Origin of the sequence: Actinosynnema pretiosum (assembly GCF_002354875.1) — a bacterium.
GTDB classification, from domain to species: Bacteria; Actinomycetota; Actinomycetes; order Mycobacteriales; family Pseudonocardiaceae; genus Actinosynnema; species Actinosynnema auranticum.
This window is the reverse complement of record NZ_CP023445.1, coordinates 4,926,572-4,941,805: the sequence shown is the minus strand read 5'-3', so window position 1 is coordinate 4,941,805 and position 15,234 is coordinate 4,926,572. Positions and strand designations below refer to the sequence as shown.

The following is a 15,234-nucleotide window of genomic DNA, read 5'->3' as shown; positions in this document are numbered from 1 at the left end:
CGAGTGCGTCCCACGACACCGCGCCGACCCCGCTCACGCACCGCGCCGGGACGCTCGCGCAGGGTCGGGAAAGCGCGCGGCCCCCGTCCCCGCCGTCGGGAACGGGGACCGCGCGCCCCTGGGGTCACGAGACCCCGGTCAGACGCCGATGTCGCCCTGGGGCCCCACCGCTCTGCTGCTTGCCGCTGGAGTTCACGACGACGTTGCCGGTCCAGCCGATGCCGAACGACTTGTTGTTCTCCGCCAGCACGTTCCAGGACGCGGTCAGGTTCGTGGTGTCCTTGCGGTTGTCGATCAGACCGTCGTTCATCCGCGTGATCGTGTTGTGGTCGATCCAGACCTTGTTCGAGCTGTCGATCTGGATGCCGTGTCCTTGATCCCGGCCACGCCCAGGCCCTGCCCGGCGTCCTCGTTCGACAGGCACAACCCGCTGGCCACGGTCACCAGCTGGGAGGTCCCGGACCCGGACCCGCGCAGCGCCCACTGCTGCACGGCCCCGTTCCAGCAGTCCCACTGCGCGACCGGCGCGCCGTTGGCGGTGTTGTCGTGCCCGCTCTTGTTAACGCTCACATTCGATTCGCGCACCCTCGTCCTCTCGCAGGCGTCGTCGCCCGCCGCGCCCGCGCAGGGGCGGGAGCGGCGACCGCGCAGACACCGGCGAGCGCGCGGCCATAACAGCTTTCGCGCGAAGAGAGCCGAACGGCGGAAGTCCTGCGTCCCTTCAGCTCACTCGCGGAAGGGGTTGTTCTCCGCGAACCCGTCCAGCAGCGACGCGAGCAGGTCGCGCGCGAAGTCCCGCACCGGCGGCACCAGGATGATCAGAGCCACCAGCAGCGCCGCGTACAGCGCGCACCCGCCGCTCCTGCGCTTCGAGGCCACCGCCCACCTCCCGAGTTCGATCCCGCCCCTATACAACCACCCACCGCTGCTCCTTCACCCGTGCCGGGGTCACCCGGTGGAGCGAGGGTTTGGGGCGGGTTCCGTCGCTCGGACCGGTCTACTTCCCCGGTCGGACCGGCGACCTCCCGCCTCCCGGTGGACATTGCTCCACGTAGGGGTACCCGAGTCGAACGGGAGTTGACCCATGCCCGCTGCACGGGGCGCGCACCGCTTCGCGGTGGTCGCGGCGATCGCGCTGCTCGTCCTCGGCGTCCTGTGGTGGGACGTGCCGGGCGTGCTGCGCGCGGTCGGCACCGGTTCGATCACCGGACAGGCGTACGTGGACGCGAACGACGACGGCGTCCGGCAGGGCGGTGAGACCGCGCTGGCCGACCTGCCCGTCCGGCTCACCGGCAGGCGCGACAGCTGCCCGGTGGGCGAGCAGCCCGACTGCGCGGCGTCCGCGACCACGACCACGTCCGCGACCGGCGAGTTCGCCTTCACCGGCTTGGAGGCGGGCCTGTACTCGGTCACCGCCGCCCGGCCCGCCGGGTACGCCGACGGCAAGTCCGCGGCGGGCGCGGCGGGCGGCTCGGTGAGCGCCCCGAACCAGATCAGCGGCATCCGGGTCGACAGCGGCGCGTCCGCCACCGGGTACTCGTTCGGCATGAGGATCGGGGCCGTCACCGGCACCGCGTGGGTGGACAACAACGCCAACGGCACGATCGAGGACGACGAGCACGAGTGGCTGGAGGACGTGACCGTCACGCTCGTGAAGCCCGACGAGACCCCGGTCGCGACCACGACCACCTCCACCACCGGCAACTACAGCTTCGACGCCGTCCTGCCCGGTGACTACGTCGTGCGGGCGACGCTGCCCGCGGGCTACGGCGCGGCCTCGCCCACCTCGGTGCCGTTCGCGCTGGCGTCCGGGCAGGGCAGGCACGTGGACTTCTCGATGGTCAAGGGCGCGCTGGGCGACTTCGTGTGGCTCGACGCCGACCGCGACGGGCTCCAGGGGACCGGTGAGGACGGGGTGCCCGGCATCGCCGTCGAGCTGCACCGCGCACCGGGCGGGGTCGTCGACAGCCAGCTCACCGACGCCAACGGCGAGTACTACTTCGTGGGGCTGGACGAGGGCACGTACTTCATCCGAGTGGTCAAGCCGACCGGAACGGTGTTCACCCAGCGCGACAAGTCCGCCACGGTCGGGTCGCACGTCGACGCGGACGGGTACTCGTCACCGGTCGAGATCAAGGTCGAGAACAGCGGGATCACCCAGGACATGACCCTGGACGCGGGCTTCTACGAGCTCGCGCCGGGCGAGACCCCGCCGACCACGACCACGACCGCTCCGACGACGACCACCACGACACCGACCACCACGACGACGCCGCCGAGCACGACCACCACCACGCCGACACCGACCACCACACCGACGACGACCACCACACCGACGACGACCACGGGCCCGACGACCACGACTGGCGCGACCACCTCCACCACGTCGCCCACCACGACCGCCCCCACCACGTCCACCACCACGACCCCGCCGCGCACCGACCTGGGCGTGCAGTTCGCCGTGGACAACCCGAAGCCCGCCGTGGGCGACAAGGTCACGTTCACCACCGTGGTCGTCAACCGGGGCACCACGCCGGTGGAGGGCTCGCGCGTGACGATCACCCTGCCGGACGGCCTGCGCCCCGAGACCGGGACAGGTCAGAACCTGCGCAGGGCGCTGCTGGCCCAGTCCGGCTGGACCTGCCAGGCGACCGGCCGGCAGCTGGTCTGCGCGAACCCGGCCACCGTCCAGCCGGGCGCCTCGTTCGAGCCGCTGACCGTGGTGACGACCGCGACGGCCCCGGTCCTGCCGCAGGCGACCACGGTCGCGGTGGCCCTGTACGACGGCACCCCCGACGACAACCCGGACAACGACGGCACGACCCCGGTCCTCGCCACCCCGAGCACGACCGCTCCGACCCCCGGTGTGGTGACCGAGCTGCTCCCGACCCGGCAGCCCTCCACGACCCCCCTGGCCACCACGGGCCGCCCGGCGCACGCGCTCCTGCTGACGGCCCTGGTCCTGATGGTCCTGGGCGCGGGCCTGCTGGTCACCACCCGCAAGCCCGCCACCGGAGGCCGCCACCGCGCGGCGCGCCGCAGCGACTGACCGGCCTCTCCGCACCACCACGCGGGCGCCGCACCTGAACCGGGTGCGGCGCCCGCGCTGCCGCGCCCCGTGCCCTCCCTCCCCGCCGGCACCCCCGGCGCGCGGAGCAACCGCCGCGCCGACCCGCGGCCCAGCCCCGGACGCCGGGCGAGCGCTTTCCCGACCCCGTCCGGCGCAGTTCGCCCACGCCGGGCAACCTCCGAGCCTGCCGGGGGAGTGCCATCCGCGACGACGTCCCGCCCAGGGGCGTCGCGTGAGCGGAGGAGAACACATGCCTCTCCGGAGATCGCTCTCCGCCGGGGTGGTGGCGGCGGTCGTGGCAGCGGTGCTCACCGCCTCCACGGCTGCGGCGGGCCCCAAGGCCGGTCGGGACGCGCCGGGCGCCACCGCGACCAGCACCACCGCGACCAGCACCACCCCGACCGACGGCCACCGGGCGCACGGCGTGGTGACCCTCCTGACCGGCGACGTCGTCACCGTCGACGGCGACGACGTCCGGGTCACCCCCGGCGCGGGCCGGGAGGAGATCGTGTTCCACCGCTCCGGCTTCCGGGACGCCCTGCACGTGATTCCCTCCGACGTGGCGGCGGACGTCGCCTCGGGCAGGCTGGACCGCGCCCTGTTCGACGTCGCAGGCCTGATCGCCCAGGGCTACGACGACGCCCGCACCGACCACCTGCCGCTGATCGTCACCGGCGCGCCCGACGCCGTCCGCCCCGCCGGGGACGCGGTGCGCGAGCTGCCCAGCGTCGACGGCTACGCGCTCGACGCCCCCAAGTCCCGCCCGCTGCCCGCCTCCGCCGTCGATCAGGTCCCCGGCCGGATCTGGTTGGACGCCAAGGCCCGCGCCACCCTGGACCGCACCGCCGCCCAGATCGGCGCGCCCGCCGCGTGGGCCTCGGGCCTGACCGGCGCGGGCGCCAGGGTGGCGGTCCTGGACACCGGGGTCGACGCGGCCCACCCGGACCTGGCGGGCGCGGTCGTGGAGTCCGCGAACTTCGGCGACAGCGCCGACGCGGGCGACCGCAACGGCCACGGCACGCACGTCGCCTCCACCATCACCGGTTCCGGCCGGTACCGGGGGATCGCGCCGGACGCGGGGATCCTCAACGGCAAGGTCCTGGACGACCGCGGCAGCGGCGCCTACTCGTGGATCATCGCCGGGATGGAGTGGGCCGCGGCCCGCGCCGACGTGGTCACCATGAGCCTGGGCGCCCCCGCGAGCGAGGACGACCCGCTGGCCCGCGCGCTCGACCGGCTCACCGCCGAGACCGGCGCGCTGTTCGTGGTCGCGGCGGGCAACTCCGGTCCGCACGCCGCCACGGTCCGCAGCCCCGGCGCCGCGGCCTCCGCGCTGACCGTGGGCGCGGTCGACCGGGACGACGTGCTGGCCCCGTTCTCCTCGCACGGCCCCAACGCCGACGAGCGCGTGCTCAAGCCGGACATCACCGCGCCCGGCGTCGACGTCGTGGCGGCCGAGGCGGGCACGCCGGGCGGGCACGTCGCCATGTCCGGCACCTCGATGGCCGCCCCGCACGTCGCGGGCGCCGCCGCGGTCCTGGCGCAGCAGCACCCGGACTGGCGGGCCCAGCAGCTCAAGGCCGCCCTGATGGGCACGGCCGTCGACCCGAAGGGCGCGACCGCCTACGAGCAGGGCGCGGGCCGCGTCGACCTGGCCCGAGCCACCACCACCCCGCTCCAGGCCGACCCGCCGTCGCTGGGCCTGGGGACCCTGCGCTTCCCGCACGACGACGGCGAGCAACCACCCCCGCGCACCGTCACCTACCGCAACACCGGGGACCAGTCGGAGGAGGTCGCGCTGACCGCCGTCCTGCGCGACCCCTCCGGCGCCGAGCTCCCCGGCGCGGTCTCGGTGTCCCCGGCGTCGGTCACCGTCCCGGCGGGCGGCTCCGCCGAGGTCGTCGTCACCACCGCCCTGCCCGCCGACTCGCCGCTCGGCGCGTACAGCGGCGTGCTGCTCGCGGGCGACGACGTGCGCGTCCCGATCGGGCTGACCCGTGAGCCGGAGATGCGCGACCTGCCGATCCGGGTGCTCGACCACGAGGGCGGGCCCGCGCGGAGGTACGCGTCCTGGCTGCTCAACACCGCCACCGGCGACCAGTACTGGCCGTACGACCCGTCCGGCTCCACCACCGTCCGGCTGCCCGTCGGCGACTACCTGATGTCCACGATGGTCTCCCTGGACGAGAAGACCACCCTGTTCGTCGAGCCCGCCCTGCGGATCGGCGCCTCCTCGGTGCTGGAGCTGGACGCCCGGCGCGGCGTGCCTGCGCGGGTCGCGCTGGACGAACCCGGCGCGGTCCCCGCCATGGTCGGCGCGTTCCTCTCCATGGACGTGCTGGGCGGGCGGGCGCGCACGAGCGGCTTCGGCTACGACCCCGAGAACGTGCTCTTCGTGCCGTCGGACACCACCTCCGAGGCGGCCGAGACCACCCTGGAGCACGCGCTGGTCCCACCCGAGGGGTTCACCGGCCTGCCCTACCAGTACGCGCTGAAGTGGGCCGTCGAGGGCGGTGTTCCGCACGACCTGAGCCGGGAGTTCCACAAGCGGGACCTGGCGCACGTGAACGCCACCGCGGCCTCCGCGGGCAGCGGGACCGTGGTGCGGCACCAGTTCCTCACCGAGCTGGCCACGCCGCACGCGATCCTGCTGCACTACAGCCCGGACGTGCCGTGGCGGCACGGGACGGAGCTCCGCTCCGAGCAGGGCGGCAGCGGCAGGGGCTTCCAGGAGCAGGCGAAGGACGTGGTCTACCGCAAGGGCCAGGTGCTGGACGAGTCCTGGTACCGGGGTGTGCTCGGCCCGGCGTTCCCGGAGGTCGGCGAGGGGGACCTGCCCCACGCCGCCCGCCGGGGTGACCGGTTCCTCTACCGGGTTCCGCTGTTCACCGACCAGAGCGCCAACCACCGGGGCGGTCGGGACCACATCACCGAGCGCGTCCTGCTCACCCGCGACGGGGAGGTGCTGCTGGACGAGCTGCGGCAGGCCGGGCACCTGCTGGCGCAGCTGCCCGAGACCGCGGGGGACTACGAGCTGAGCGTCGACGCGGCAGGCGGCGCCGGGTTCGACCTGTCCACGCGGGTGAGCGCGAAGTGGCGCTTCCACTCCGAGCGGACCCTGGCGGAGGAGGCGGCGCCGCTGCTGGCGGTGCGGTTCGCGCCTGACCTGGACCAGCGCAACCGGGCGCCGCGCGGCCGGGTCACGATCCCGGTGTCCGTGCAGCGCAACGGGAGCGCGGACGTGTCGGACGTGCGCAGGCCGGGCGTGGGGGTCTCGTACGACGACGGCAGGACCTGGCGGGCGGCCCCGGTGAGCGGCCGGGACGGCGAGTGGTCGGTGACGACCGCGAGCCCGCCGGGGGCGATGTTCGCGTCGCTGCGGGCGTCCACTTCGGACTCGTCCGGGAACTCGGTGGAGCAGACCGTGATCCGGGCGTACGCGTTGCGCTGACACCGCCGCGGCGCGACGCGGGGGAAAGAGCGCGGCCCCCGGCGGAGAGCACTCCGCCGGGGGCCGCGTCCGATCACCGGGGGCGATCAGACCAGGTCGTACCGGTCCAGGTCCATGACCTTGGACCACGCGGCGGCGAAGTCGCGGGCGAACTTCTCCTTCGCGTCGTCGCTCGCGTACACCTCGGCGACCGCGCGCAGCTCCGAGTTCGAGCCGAACAGCAGGTCCACGCGGCTGCCGGTCCACCTGACCTCGCCGGTGGCGCGGTCGTGGGCGGCGTAGGTGCCGTCACCGGCGGCGGCGGGCTTCCACTCGACCGCCATGTCCAGCAGGTTCACGAAGAAGTCGTTCGTGAGGGTCTGCGGCGCGGTGGTGAGCACGCCCAGCTCCGACTGGCCCTGGTTGGCGCCCAGCACGCGCAGACCGCCGACCAGCACGGTCATCTCCGGCGCGCTCAGGTCCAGCAGGTTCGCCCGGTCCAGCAGCAGGTACTCGGCGGGCAGCTTGTGGCCGGGGCGCAGGTAGTTGCGGAAGCCGTCGGCGGTCGGCTCCATCGCGGAGAACGACTCGACGTCGGTCTGCTCCTGCGAGGCGTCCGCGCGGCCCACGGTGACCGGCACGTGCAGGTCCAGGCCCGCGTCCTTGGCGGCCTGCTCGACGGCGGCCGAACCGGCCAGCACGATCAGGTCGGCCAGCGAGACCTTCTTGCCGCCGGTCTGCGCCGAGTCGAAGGCCTCCTTGATCTCCTCCAGCTTCTGCAGCACCTTCGCCAGCGACTCGGGGTCGTTGGCCTCCCAGCCGCGCTGCGGCTCCAGGCGCACGCGGGCGCCGTTCGCGCCACCGCGCTTGTCGCTGGCGCGGAACGTCGAGGCCGACGCCCACGCCGCCGACACCAGCTGCGAGATCGACAGGCCGGAGTCGAGGACGCGGCGCTTGAGCTCGGCCACGTCGTCGGCGTCGACCAGCTCGTGCTCGACCACCGGCAGGCGGTCCTGCCAGAGCAGCTCCTCCTGCGGCACCAGCGGGCCGAGGTAGCGCTGGATCGGGCCCATGTCGCGGTGGGTCAGCTTGAACCAGGCGCGGGCGAACGCGTCGGCGAACTCGGCCGGGTTCTCGTAGAAGCGGCGCGAGATCTTGCCGTACTCCGGGTCCTCGCGCAGCGCGATGTCCGAGGTCAGCATGGACGGCGCGCGGTTGAGCTCACCGGACTCCGGGTCCGGCACGGTGCCCTGCGCGGCGTTGTTCTTCGGCTTCCACTGCCAGGCGCCCGCCGGGCTCTTGGTGACCTCCCACTCGTAGGTGAAGAGGTTGTGGAAGAACCAGTTGCTCCACCGGGTCGGCGTGGGGGTCCAGGTGACCTCCAGGCCGCTGGTGATCGTGTCGCGGCCACGGCCGGAGCCGAAGGTGTTCTTCCAGCCCAGGCCCTGCTCCTCCAGCGAGGCGCCCTCGGGCTCGGGGCCGACGTGGACGTTCGGGTCGGCGGCGCCGTGGGTCTTGCCGAAGGTGTGGCCGCCCGCGATGAGGGCGACGGTCTCCTCGTCGTTCATCGCCATGCGGCCGAACGTCTCGCGGATGTCGCGGGCCGAGGCCAGCGGGTCCGGGTTGCCGTTGGGGCCCTCGGGGTTGACGTAGATCAGGCCCATCTGCACGGCGGCGAGCGGGTTCTCCAGCTCGCGGTCGCCGGTGTAGCGCTCGTCGCCCAGCCAGGTGCGCTCGGGGCCCCAGTACACGTCCTGGTCGGGCTCCCACACGTCCGCGCGGCCACCGGCGAAGCCGAAGGTCTTGAAGCCCATGGTCTCCAGCGCGCGGTTGCCCGCGAAGATCATCAGATCGGCCCAGGAGATCTTGCGGCCGTACTTGCGCTTGACCGGCCACAGCAGGCGGCGCGCCTTGTCCAGGTTCCCGTTGTCCGGCCAGCTGTTCAGCGGCGCGAACCGCTGCATCCCGGCGCCCGCGCCGCCGCGGCCGTCGTGGGTGCGGTAGGTGCCCGCGCTGTGCCAGGCCATGCGGATCATCAGCGGGCCGTAGTGGCCGAAGTCCGCGGGCCACCAGTCCTGCGAGGTGGTCAGCAGGGCGTCCACGTCGGCGGCCAGCGCGTCCAGGTCGAGCGTGGCGAACTCGGCCGCGTAGTCGAAGTCGCCGCCCATGGGGTCGGCCACGGGGGAGTGCTTGCGCAGGATGGCGAGGTTGAGCTGGTTGGGCCACCAGTCGCGGTTGCTCCCGCCCTCGGTCGGGTGCGAGAAGCGGCCGTGGGCGACGGGGCAGCCGCCCGCCTCCTCGACGTTCATGTCACCGACGACGGCGTTGGGGCTGTCGGACACAGGAGATCCTTCCGGGAGCGGGAACAGCGGTCGAACGGGGGGTGGTGCGGTGTTCGTGCGGTGTTGTGGTGGGGCGGCGGTGGCTCAGCGCGTGGAGGCGCAGTCGGGGCACAGGCCCCGGTAGACCACCTCGGCCTCGTCGATGACGAAGCCGTGGGAGTTCGAGGCGGTGAGGCAGGGGGCCTGGCCGACCGAGCAGTCCACGTCGGCTATGGCCCCGCAGGCCCGGCACACGACGTGGTGGTGGTTGTCGCCGACGCGGGCCTCGTACCGCGCGACCGAGCCGGGCGGCTCGATGCGGCGCAGCAGGCCCGCGCCGGTGAGCGCGCGGAGCACGTCGTACACGGCCTGGTGCGACACGGCGCCGAGCGCCCCCCGGACCACGCCGATGATCGAGTCGGTGTCGGCGTGGGGGTGGGCGTGCACCGCGGACAGCACGGCGATCCTCGGCGCGGTGACCCGCAGCGAGGCGTCGCGGAGCAGTTGCTGGAACTCGGCGGACGTGGGCACGCAGAGGAGTGTGGCGGAAAGAGTGGAACTAATCAAGTATTGGACTGCTTACGCTGTTCGGGGGTTGCCTGTTGGAGATCTTCGCGCGGCGCGCCGCAGTACTGCGGTGACGGTTGCGGCCCGCGCGACGACAATCCCGCCGTGTCCTCAACGCCCGCTCCCGTCCCGCAGGGCGGTTCGGTCACGAACAGCATGACCGGTTCCCACGTGCGAGGCTCGGTCGTCCAGGCCGGTTGGGTCGGGCAGGTGAACATCAGCCACCCGGCCGGGCCTTCTCCCGTGGATGTGGCGAAATCCCTCGAGCGGACCCTGCGCGACCGGACGCCTGGAGGCCTGGTCGACCCGACAGATCCGGGCAGGCTGCCGGTGCGGCTGCCCCGCGAGTCCGCCGTGCGAGCGCTTGTGGAGCGGTTCACGGCGAGCAGATTCCTGGTCGTGCGGGGCGAGCCGGGGGTCGGCAAGTCGGCCCTGGCGCTGTCCGCCGTCGACGAGGCGCGCGCCTGCGGGGGTGAGGTCGTGCTGCTGAGCCTGGCCGACCTCCCGGACCGGCCGCTCGACGTCCCGGCGGTGCTCGGCTGCGCGTTGGACGACCTGCTCGAGTTGCCCGCATCACCCGTGCGGTTGCTGGTCGTCGACGGCGCCGAGGACGTGCAGCGCGGCAAGGCCGACACCTTGGTCGCCCTGACCCGCGCCGCGCACCGCGCCCGCCTGGGTGTGGTGGCGCTGTGCCGCGACGACGCCGCGCCGGACGTCCTGCTCCACCTGCGCGGCGTCGCGGGCGACCTCGCGGGCAGCCCGGTCGACGAGCACGTGGTGGCGCCTCTGGGGGCGGACGAGGTCGACGACCTCGTCACAGCCTTCCCCCGGCTGAGGCCGCTGGCGGGCGCCCAGGGCACCGCGATCCGGCTGGTCCAGCGTCCCGGCCTGGTGCGCATGGTGCTCGCGGGCCTGGGCTCCGGGCAGTCGTCGGCGGACCTGTCCGAGGCCGACGTCTTCCTCGCCGTGTGGCAGCGGTGGGTGCGCTGCGGAGAGGTGCTGGCGGCGGGCAAAGCGACCCCCGACGGCAGGCACCGCGCCCTGCTCGCGCTCGCCGAGAGCGAGGTCACCGGGGTGCGCCCCGACGGGGTGAACGATCCGCTCGCCCTGCCCTCCCTGCGCTCGGACGGCCTGCTCCTGCCGCGGAGGAACGGGTTCCTGGTCCGAGGGCAGGACGAGTTCGCCGACGACACCGTCCGGGACTTCGCCGTCGCGATGTGGCTGATGTCCGAGGGCTTCGACGTGTCGAGCCTGCCCCGCTGGTGCGTGCGCGCGGCCAAGCTCGCGTGCCAGGCCACGCTGGAGGCGGTGGCGCCCAGGGGGCGCGCCGAGGCAGGGCAGGAGCTCTTCCGGTTCCGGGAGCTGTTCGACCGGCTCGCCTGGGACGAGGGCGAGGTGTGGGACGGTCTGCTCTGGGAAGCGGTCGTCACGTCGGGACGGGCGGGACTGCTGCTGAGCGCCGCGACTCGGCGGCTGCTCCACGACGCGGACGGGCTCCGCCAGTTGTTGAGCGTCGTCGAGCAGCGGTTCTCCACCGAGGACACGGTCGACTTCGTGGTGGGGGAGGGGGTGGTCGGATTCCTGCTGGAGCGCTGGCACGCCGCCCCCGAACCCGTCGCCGAGGTGCGGCGCGAGGCCGACGCGCTGCTGCTGCGCTGGCTGCGCGCTTCCGCGCAGCGGCAAGGGCTGCTGGAGCGGCATCACGAGCTGCAGACCGGTATCGGCGCCGCGCTGCTCGCGCGGACCGGCCACGTGGACGACGAGACGCTGGTGGAGGGGCTGGCCCTGCTGGGCGAGCGGATGGGGGACGCGGGACGCGCGCGACTGCGGTCGATCGCGGACGACCACCCCCAACACCTGCACCCGTGCCTCGAGCGGGCACCTGCCTCGCGCGTGCTCGCCGGGTACGACGTCGAGCTGCTGGCCGAGCTGACCGAGGCCTACTACGTCGTCGGGCGGTCGAGGCGGCGGTCCGGCCGAGGGGCCTCGTGGGGGCCGCTGGTGCGGGACCACCGCAGGCCCTGGTTCGGTCCACCGTGGGCGCACGCGGCGCTGGGACCGTTCAACGTCCTGCTCTTCCGGTCGCCCCGGCTGGGGCTGGTGGTGGTGAACCGGGTCCTCTCCCGCACGAGCACGGCCAAGTCGGGGCTCACGCTCTCGGTCCCCGGCGTCGGAGAGCGGTTCTACCGGGGCGACCAGGTCGACTGGTGCCGGTACCGGGGGCGGGGGAACGCGCACCCCTGCTCAAGCGCCCTCATGGCCGTCGAGCGCTTCGCCGATCACCTGATCGCCGACGGGGCGCCGCTCGCCACCGTTGTCAGGGTGCTCCTCGCGCCGGCGAGCACCCTTGCGGAGGTGGGGCTCGTGGTCGGGCTGCTCTGCCGCCACTCGCACTTGGTCGTGGACGAGCTGGACCCCTTCCTCGACCGCCCTGAGGTCTGGGACTACGAGAACGTCCGCCGCACGCACGAGTTGACGTCCACGAGCGAGGAGGACGAGAAGGCCCGCGCACTCCGTCGACGGCGCTTCGACAAGGTGGTCTGCGCACTGGTGATGGCCGCTCTCGAACGCGACGATCGGGAACGCCTCGGCCGGTTCGCCGAGCTGTCCGAGCGGCTGGCCTCGCACGATGCCCGCCGTCCCGGCGGGTTGGCGATCAATGCAGCCCGCGCGGGTTACTTGAACCCGGACCGGTGGCAGAGGTGGCGCGAGGACGGGCGGTACGGCTGGGAGTACACGCCCACACCTGAGGTCTGCGAGGCGCAGAGCCCCCTGAAGGACTACCTGGACAGGCGGAACGCCACCCTCGGCCTGTGGAACCGCCACGTCCTGCGTGCGGGACCTCCCTGGGGCCTTGTCCTCCCCGAGCCGCCGGACGCCGAGAGCCTGGTGTCGGACATCGCCACCGCGCGTGACCTGGCCGCCGGTTCCGAGGCTGTCGAGGACCAGCAGACCGGGGAAGCCGTCGCTGCCACCGCCGCGACCGCGATCCGCGTGGCAAAGCCGGTCGAGGTGGGTCGCGCGGACCTCGCCTGGGCCACGTCCACCCTGATGAGAGCGGCCACCCTCCTCCCCGAGCAGCCCGGAAGCCGCTACTGCTTCTCTCCGGACCACTCCGCTGCCACCGCCCTGCCGCTGCTGCTCCTCGGAGATGAGGCGGAGAGTGCGGAGAGTGGGCTGCTGACCTTGGCGCGCAGCACCTCTCCAGGGGTGCGAACCACGCTCGCCGAGGCGTTCGGGCGGATTTGGGACGCGTCCTGCCAGGGCGATCCGTGCGTGCACGCGCGGGCCTGGTCCGTCGTTGAGACCGGGTTCGGCGGACAGGTCTGTTACCCGCTCCTCATCGCGGCCTGCGCCGCCGCCCGGTCGAAGGCCTGCGTCGCGCCTCGCGCGGCCAGTACCCGTGACACGACCCTCCGCGCCATCGCCGACCGGGCGAACTGCGGCGAGGCGGGCGATTGGTACGAGGAAGCCCACGAGCGAGGTCCCGCCTCAGGGGCGGTCCTGGACGCCTCACCGCCCGATGACCCGTCGCTGCTGCTGCGCCACGCTGCCCTGCTCGACGCCGAACCGCTCACCGACCTCCTGCACGACCTCACCCGCCTGGCCACCTACCGCGTCGACCACCGCCGCTCCTACACGGCCGCCTGGCCCGCGCTGGCCGAGATCGTGCTTTCCGGACAGCGCGATCCCGTGAAGCGGCCGAGCCAGGTCGACAGCCTCGCCGAGGCATTCCTGCCCGTGCCGAGGGTGTGGGAGGGTGATTCCCAGCCCGCTCCGCTCGAGGGGTGGCCTGAGCTGTCCACGGTCGAGCCGTTCATGTCGCGCTGGCTTCCGATGGCCGTTGACCAGGGTGGTGCCGTCGAGAAGTTGGTGCGGCTGCTGCGCCGCTCCTCACCGGAGCGGCAGGCGGACGTCGGATTGCCCTGGGTCAGGCAGTTGCTGGTCCCAGCGCGCCGGATCACCGCCCGCGCCGCCGCCGACGTCGCGGGATGGCTGCGCCTGCTGTGCGAGGCCGACGTGCTCGACGCCGTTAATCGGGCCGACCACCTCGACTGCGTCGACGCCTTGACCAGGGCCGGGTTCGGCGACCTCTGCGAGGGCTTGGTGCTGGAGTGATCTCCAGACCCTGGAGCTCCCGGAGGTCCCGCGGGCGCGCTCGGCGCCGCGGGACCTCAGGGTGCGGGTCCGCCGCTCGCGGCGGGGGCTCGCTCAGACGGTGAAGCCCGAGATCAGCCGCTGCAGCTCGGCGGAGGAGCGCGACAGCGAGTCGGCGGTGTCGCGGGTGGTGGTGGCGCCCGCGCTGGTCTCGCCCGCCGCCTGGGCCACGGTCGCGATGGAGTGCGCGATGGAGTTCGCGCCGTCGGCGGTCTCGGCGACGTTGCGGCTCAGCTCGCCCGTGGTCGCGGTCTGCTCCTCGATCGCCGAGGCGATGGTCAGCTGGGTGGCGCTGATGTCGGTGACGACGCTCTGGATCTTCGCGATGGCCGCGACCGCCTCGGTGCTGCCCACCCGGATCGCCTCGATCTGCCGGGCGATCTCCTCGGTGGCCGTCGACGTCTGCAGCGCCAGCTCCTTCACCTCGCCCGCGACGACCGCGAAGCCCCGGCCCGCGGCGCCCGCCCTGGCGGCCTCGATGGTGGCGTTGAGGGCGAGCAGGTTGGTCTGCTGGGCGATGTCGTTGATCAGCTTCACCACCGAGCCGACCTCCGCCGACGACTCGCCGAGGCGCACCATGGTCGCGTCGGCCTCGGCGGCCGTGCGCACGCCGTCCTCGGCGATCTGGGTCGCCCTGGTGGCGCTGCTGGAGATCTCCGCGACGGCGGCGTTCATCTCCTCCGCGGCGGCGGCCATCGTGGTGACGATCGCCGACACCTCCCCGGCGCTGGTGCTGACCGTGCCCGCGCGGTCGCTCGTGGACCTGGCGCCGTGCTCCAGCTGCACGCTGACCGCGCTCAGCTCCTCGGCCGCGCCCGCCACGTCCCGCGAGGTCGAGGTGACCTCGCGGACCAGGCCGCGCACCCGCTCCAGGAGCCGGTTGAAGCCCTCGGCGGCCAGCGCGATCTCGTCGCGGCCCGCCGCGTCCGCGCCCCTGGTCAGGTCGAGGGTGTCCGCGACGCCGACGAGGTCGTCGCGCAGGGCGTTCAGCGGGTGGGTGATCGAGCGGACCAGGAGCGCGGCGAGGGCGGCGCCCAGCAGCAGCGCGGCGACCCCGCTGGCGATCAGCAGGGTGGTGGCGCTGTCGGCCGTGGCGTTCGCCCTGGTGACGGCCTCGTCGCTGCGCGCGAGGACGGAGGCGACGATCTGGTCGATGTCCTTGGTGATGCGCTCGAAGATGGCGATCTCGTCGACCAGCACCAGCTTGTCGGCGGCGGCGGCGGACTCGGGGGTGCCCAGCCGGTAGTTCGCGACCACCTGCTGGTCGAGCTTCATGAACTCCGCGAAGTCCGCCACGGTGGCCTCGTAGTGCCCGCGCTCGGCCTCGGTCAGCCCGGCCGCGCCGAGGGCGTCCAGCTCGGTCGCGAAGGCCTGCGAGGAGGTGAGGAAGGCGGCGCGCGCGGCCGAGGTGTCCGAGCCCGCGCTCGCGCCGTTGAGCGCCACGTCGAACGCGTAGGCGGTCTGCCAGCCGTTGAAGTCGGCGGAGCGGAACTTCACCTGCTGGGCGACCCTGGTGGTGTCCTGGTCGGTGTCGACGACGGCCAGCGCCCGCTCCTGGTTCGACAGCGCGACCACCCCGAGGACGATCGTGGCCACCAGCAGAGCCATCAGGACGGCCATGACGGCGACCAGGCGGGTGCCGATCGTGAGTTTGCGCAGTGTCGCGAGCATGGCTGACCTCTGACGTC

9 protein-coding genes are annotated in these 15,234 nt (G+C 73.5%); 3 read left to right on the top strand and 6 right to left on the bottom strand.

Annotated features, from left to right (window positions below; all coding sequences use genetic code 11):
* Nucleotides 1-124 precede the first annotated feature (124 nt).
* The 3 genes from CNX65_RS36310 to CNX65_RS36305 form a co-directional block, all read right to left on the bottom strand.
* Nucleotides 125-310: a hypothetical protein gene (locus tag CNX65_RS36310; protein ID WP_198320522.1), complete on the bottom strand. Its 186-nt coding sequence runs from the start codon at nucleotides 308-310 to the stop codon at nucleotides 125-127.
* On the bottom strand, nucleotides 307-570 hold the full coding sequence (locus tag CNX65_RS21010; RefSeq protein WP_232519933.1) for an RICIN domain-containing protein: 264 nt from the start codon (nucleotides 568-570) through the stop codon (nucleotides 307-309). Before CNX65_RS21010 ends, CNX65_RS36310 begins: the two co-directional genes overlap by 4 nt.
* 156 nt (nucleotides 571-726) lie before the next feature.
* Nucleotides 727-879, bottom strand: a complete 153-nt coding sequence (locus CNX65_RS36305; RefSeq protein ID WP_177154296.1) for a hypothetical protein — start codon at nucleotides 877-879, stop codon at nucleotides 727-729.
* Nucleotides 880-1,084: 205 nt separating this feature from the next.
* On the opposite strand from CNX65_RS36305, the gene CNX65_RS21005 reads away from it, so the two are divergent.
* Nucleotides 1,085-3,049: an SdrD B-like domain-containing protein gene (locus CNX65_RS21005; protein WP_096495292.1), complete on the top strand. Its 1,965-nt coding sequence runs from the start codon at nucleotides 1,085-1,087 to the stop codon at nucleotides 3,047-3,049.
* 271 nt (nucleotides 3,050-3,320) lie between these two features.
* Complete coding sequence (locus CNX65_RS21000) at nucleotides 3,321-6,521, top strand: S8 family peptidase (RefSeq protein WP_096495291.1); 3,201 nt, start codon at nucleotides 3,321-3,323, stop codon at nucleotides 6,519-6,521.
* An 86-nt stretch (nucleotides 6,522-6,607) separates the two neighbouring features.
* On the opposite strand, the gene katG is transcribed toward CNX65_RS21000, so the two are convergent.
* Together katG and CNX65_RS20990 are read right to left on the bottom strand one after the other, a co-directional pair.
* Nucleotides 6,608-8,842 (bottom strand): catalase/peroxidase HPI, encoded by a 2,235-nt coding sequence (katG, locus tag CNX65_RS20995; RefSeq protein WP_096495290.1) that lies wholly within the window; start codon nucleotides 8,840-8,842, stop codon nucleotides 6,608-6,610.
* Between the two features lie 84 nt (nucleotides 8,843-8,926).
* Nucleotides 8,927-9,352 carry a Fur family transcriptional regulator gene (locus CNX65_RS20990; RefSeq protein ID WP_096495289.1) on the bottom strand — a complete coding sequence of 142 codons (426 nt, stop codon included), beginning with the start codon at nucleotides 9,350-9,352 and terminating at the stop codon, nucleotides 8,927-8,929.
* Between the two features lie 285 nt (nucleotides 9,353-9,637).
* Between CNX65_RS20990 and CNX65_RS20985 the strand changes: the two genes are divergently transcribed.
* Nucleotides 9,638-13,507, top strand: a complete 3,870-nt coding sequence (locus CNX65_RS20985) for an NACHT domain-containing protein (RefSeq protein WP_157767762.1) — start codon at nucleotides 9,638-9,640, stop codon at nucleotides 13,505-13,507.
* Between the two features lie 93 nt (nucleotides 13,508-13,600).
* On the opposite strand, the gene CNX65_RS20980 is transcribed toward CNX65_RS20985, so the two are convergent.
* Nucleotides 13,601-15,217 carry a methyl-accepting chemotaxis protein gene (locus CNX65_RS20980; protein WP_096495287.1) on the bottom strand — a complete coding sequence of 539 codons (1,617 nt, stop codon included), beginning with the start codon at nucleotides 15,215-15,217 and terminating at the stop codon, nucleotides 13,601-13,603.
* Nucleotides 15,218-15,234 lie beyond the last annotated feature (17 nt).

Coding starts and splice junctions, on each gene's coding strand:
- CNX65_RS36310 (WP_198320522.1), bottom strand. CDS start 310: ATGAACGACGGTCTGATCGACAACCGCAAGGACACCACGAACCTGACC.
- CNX65_RS21005 (WP_096495292.1), top strand. CDS start 1,085: ATGCCCGCTGCACGGGGCGCGCACCGCTTCGCGGTGGTCGCGGCGATC.
- CNX65_RS21000 (WP_096495291.1), top strand. CDS start 3,321: ATGCCTCTCCGGAGATCGCTCTCCGCCGGGGTGGTGGCGGCGGTCGTG.
- CNX65_RS20980 (WP_096495287.1), bottom strand. CDS start 15,217: ATGCTCGCGACACTGCGCAAACTCACGATCGGCACCCGCCTGGTCGCC.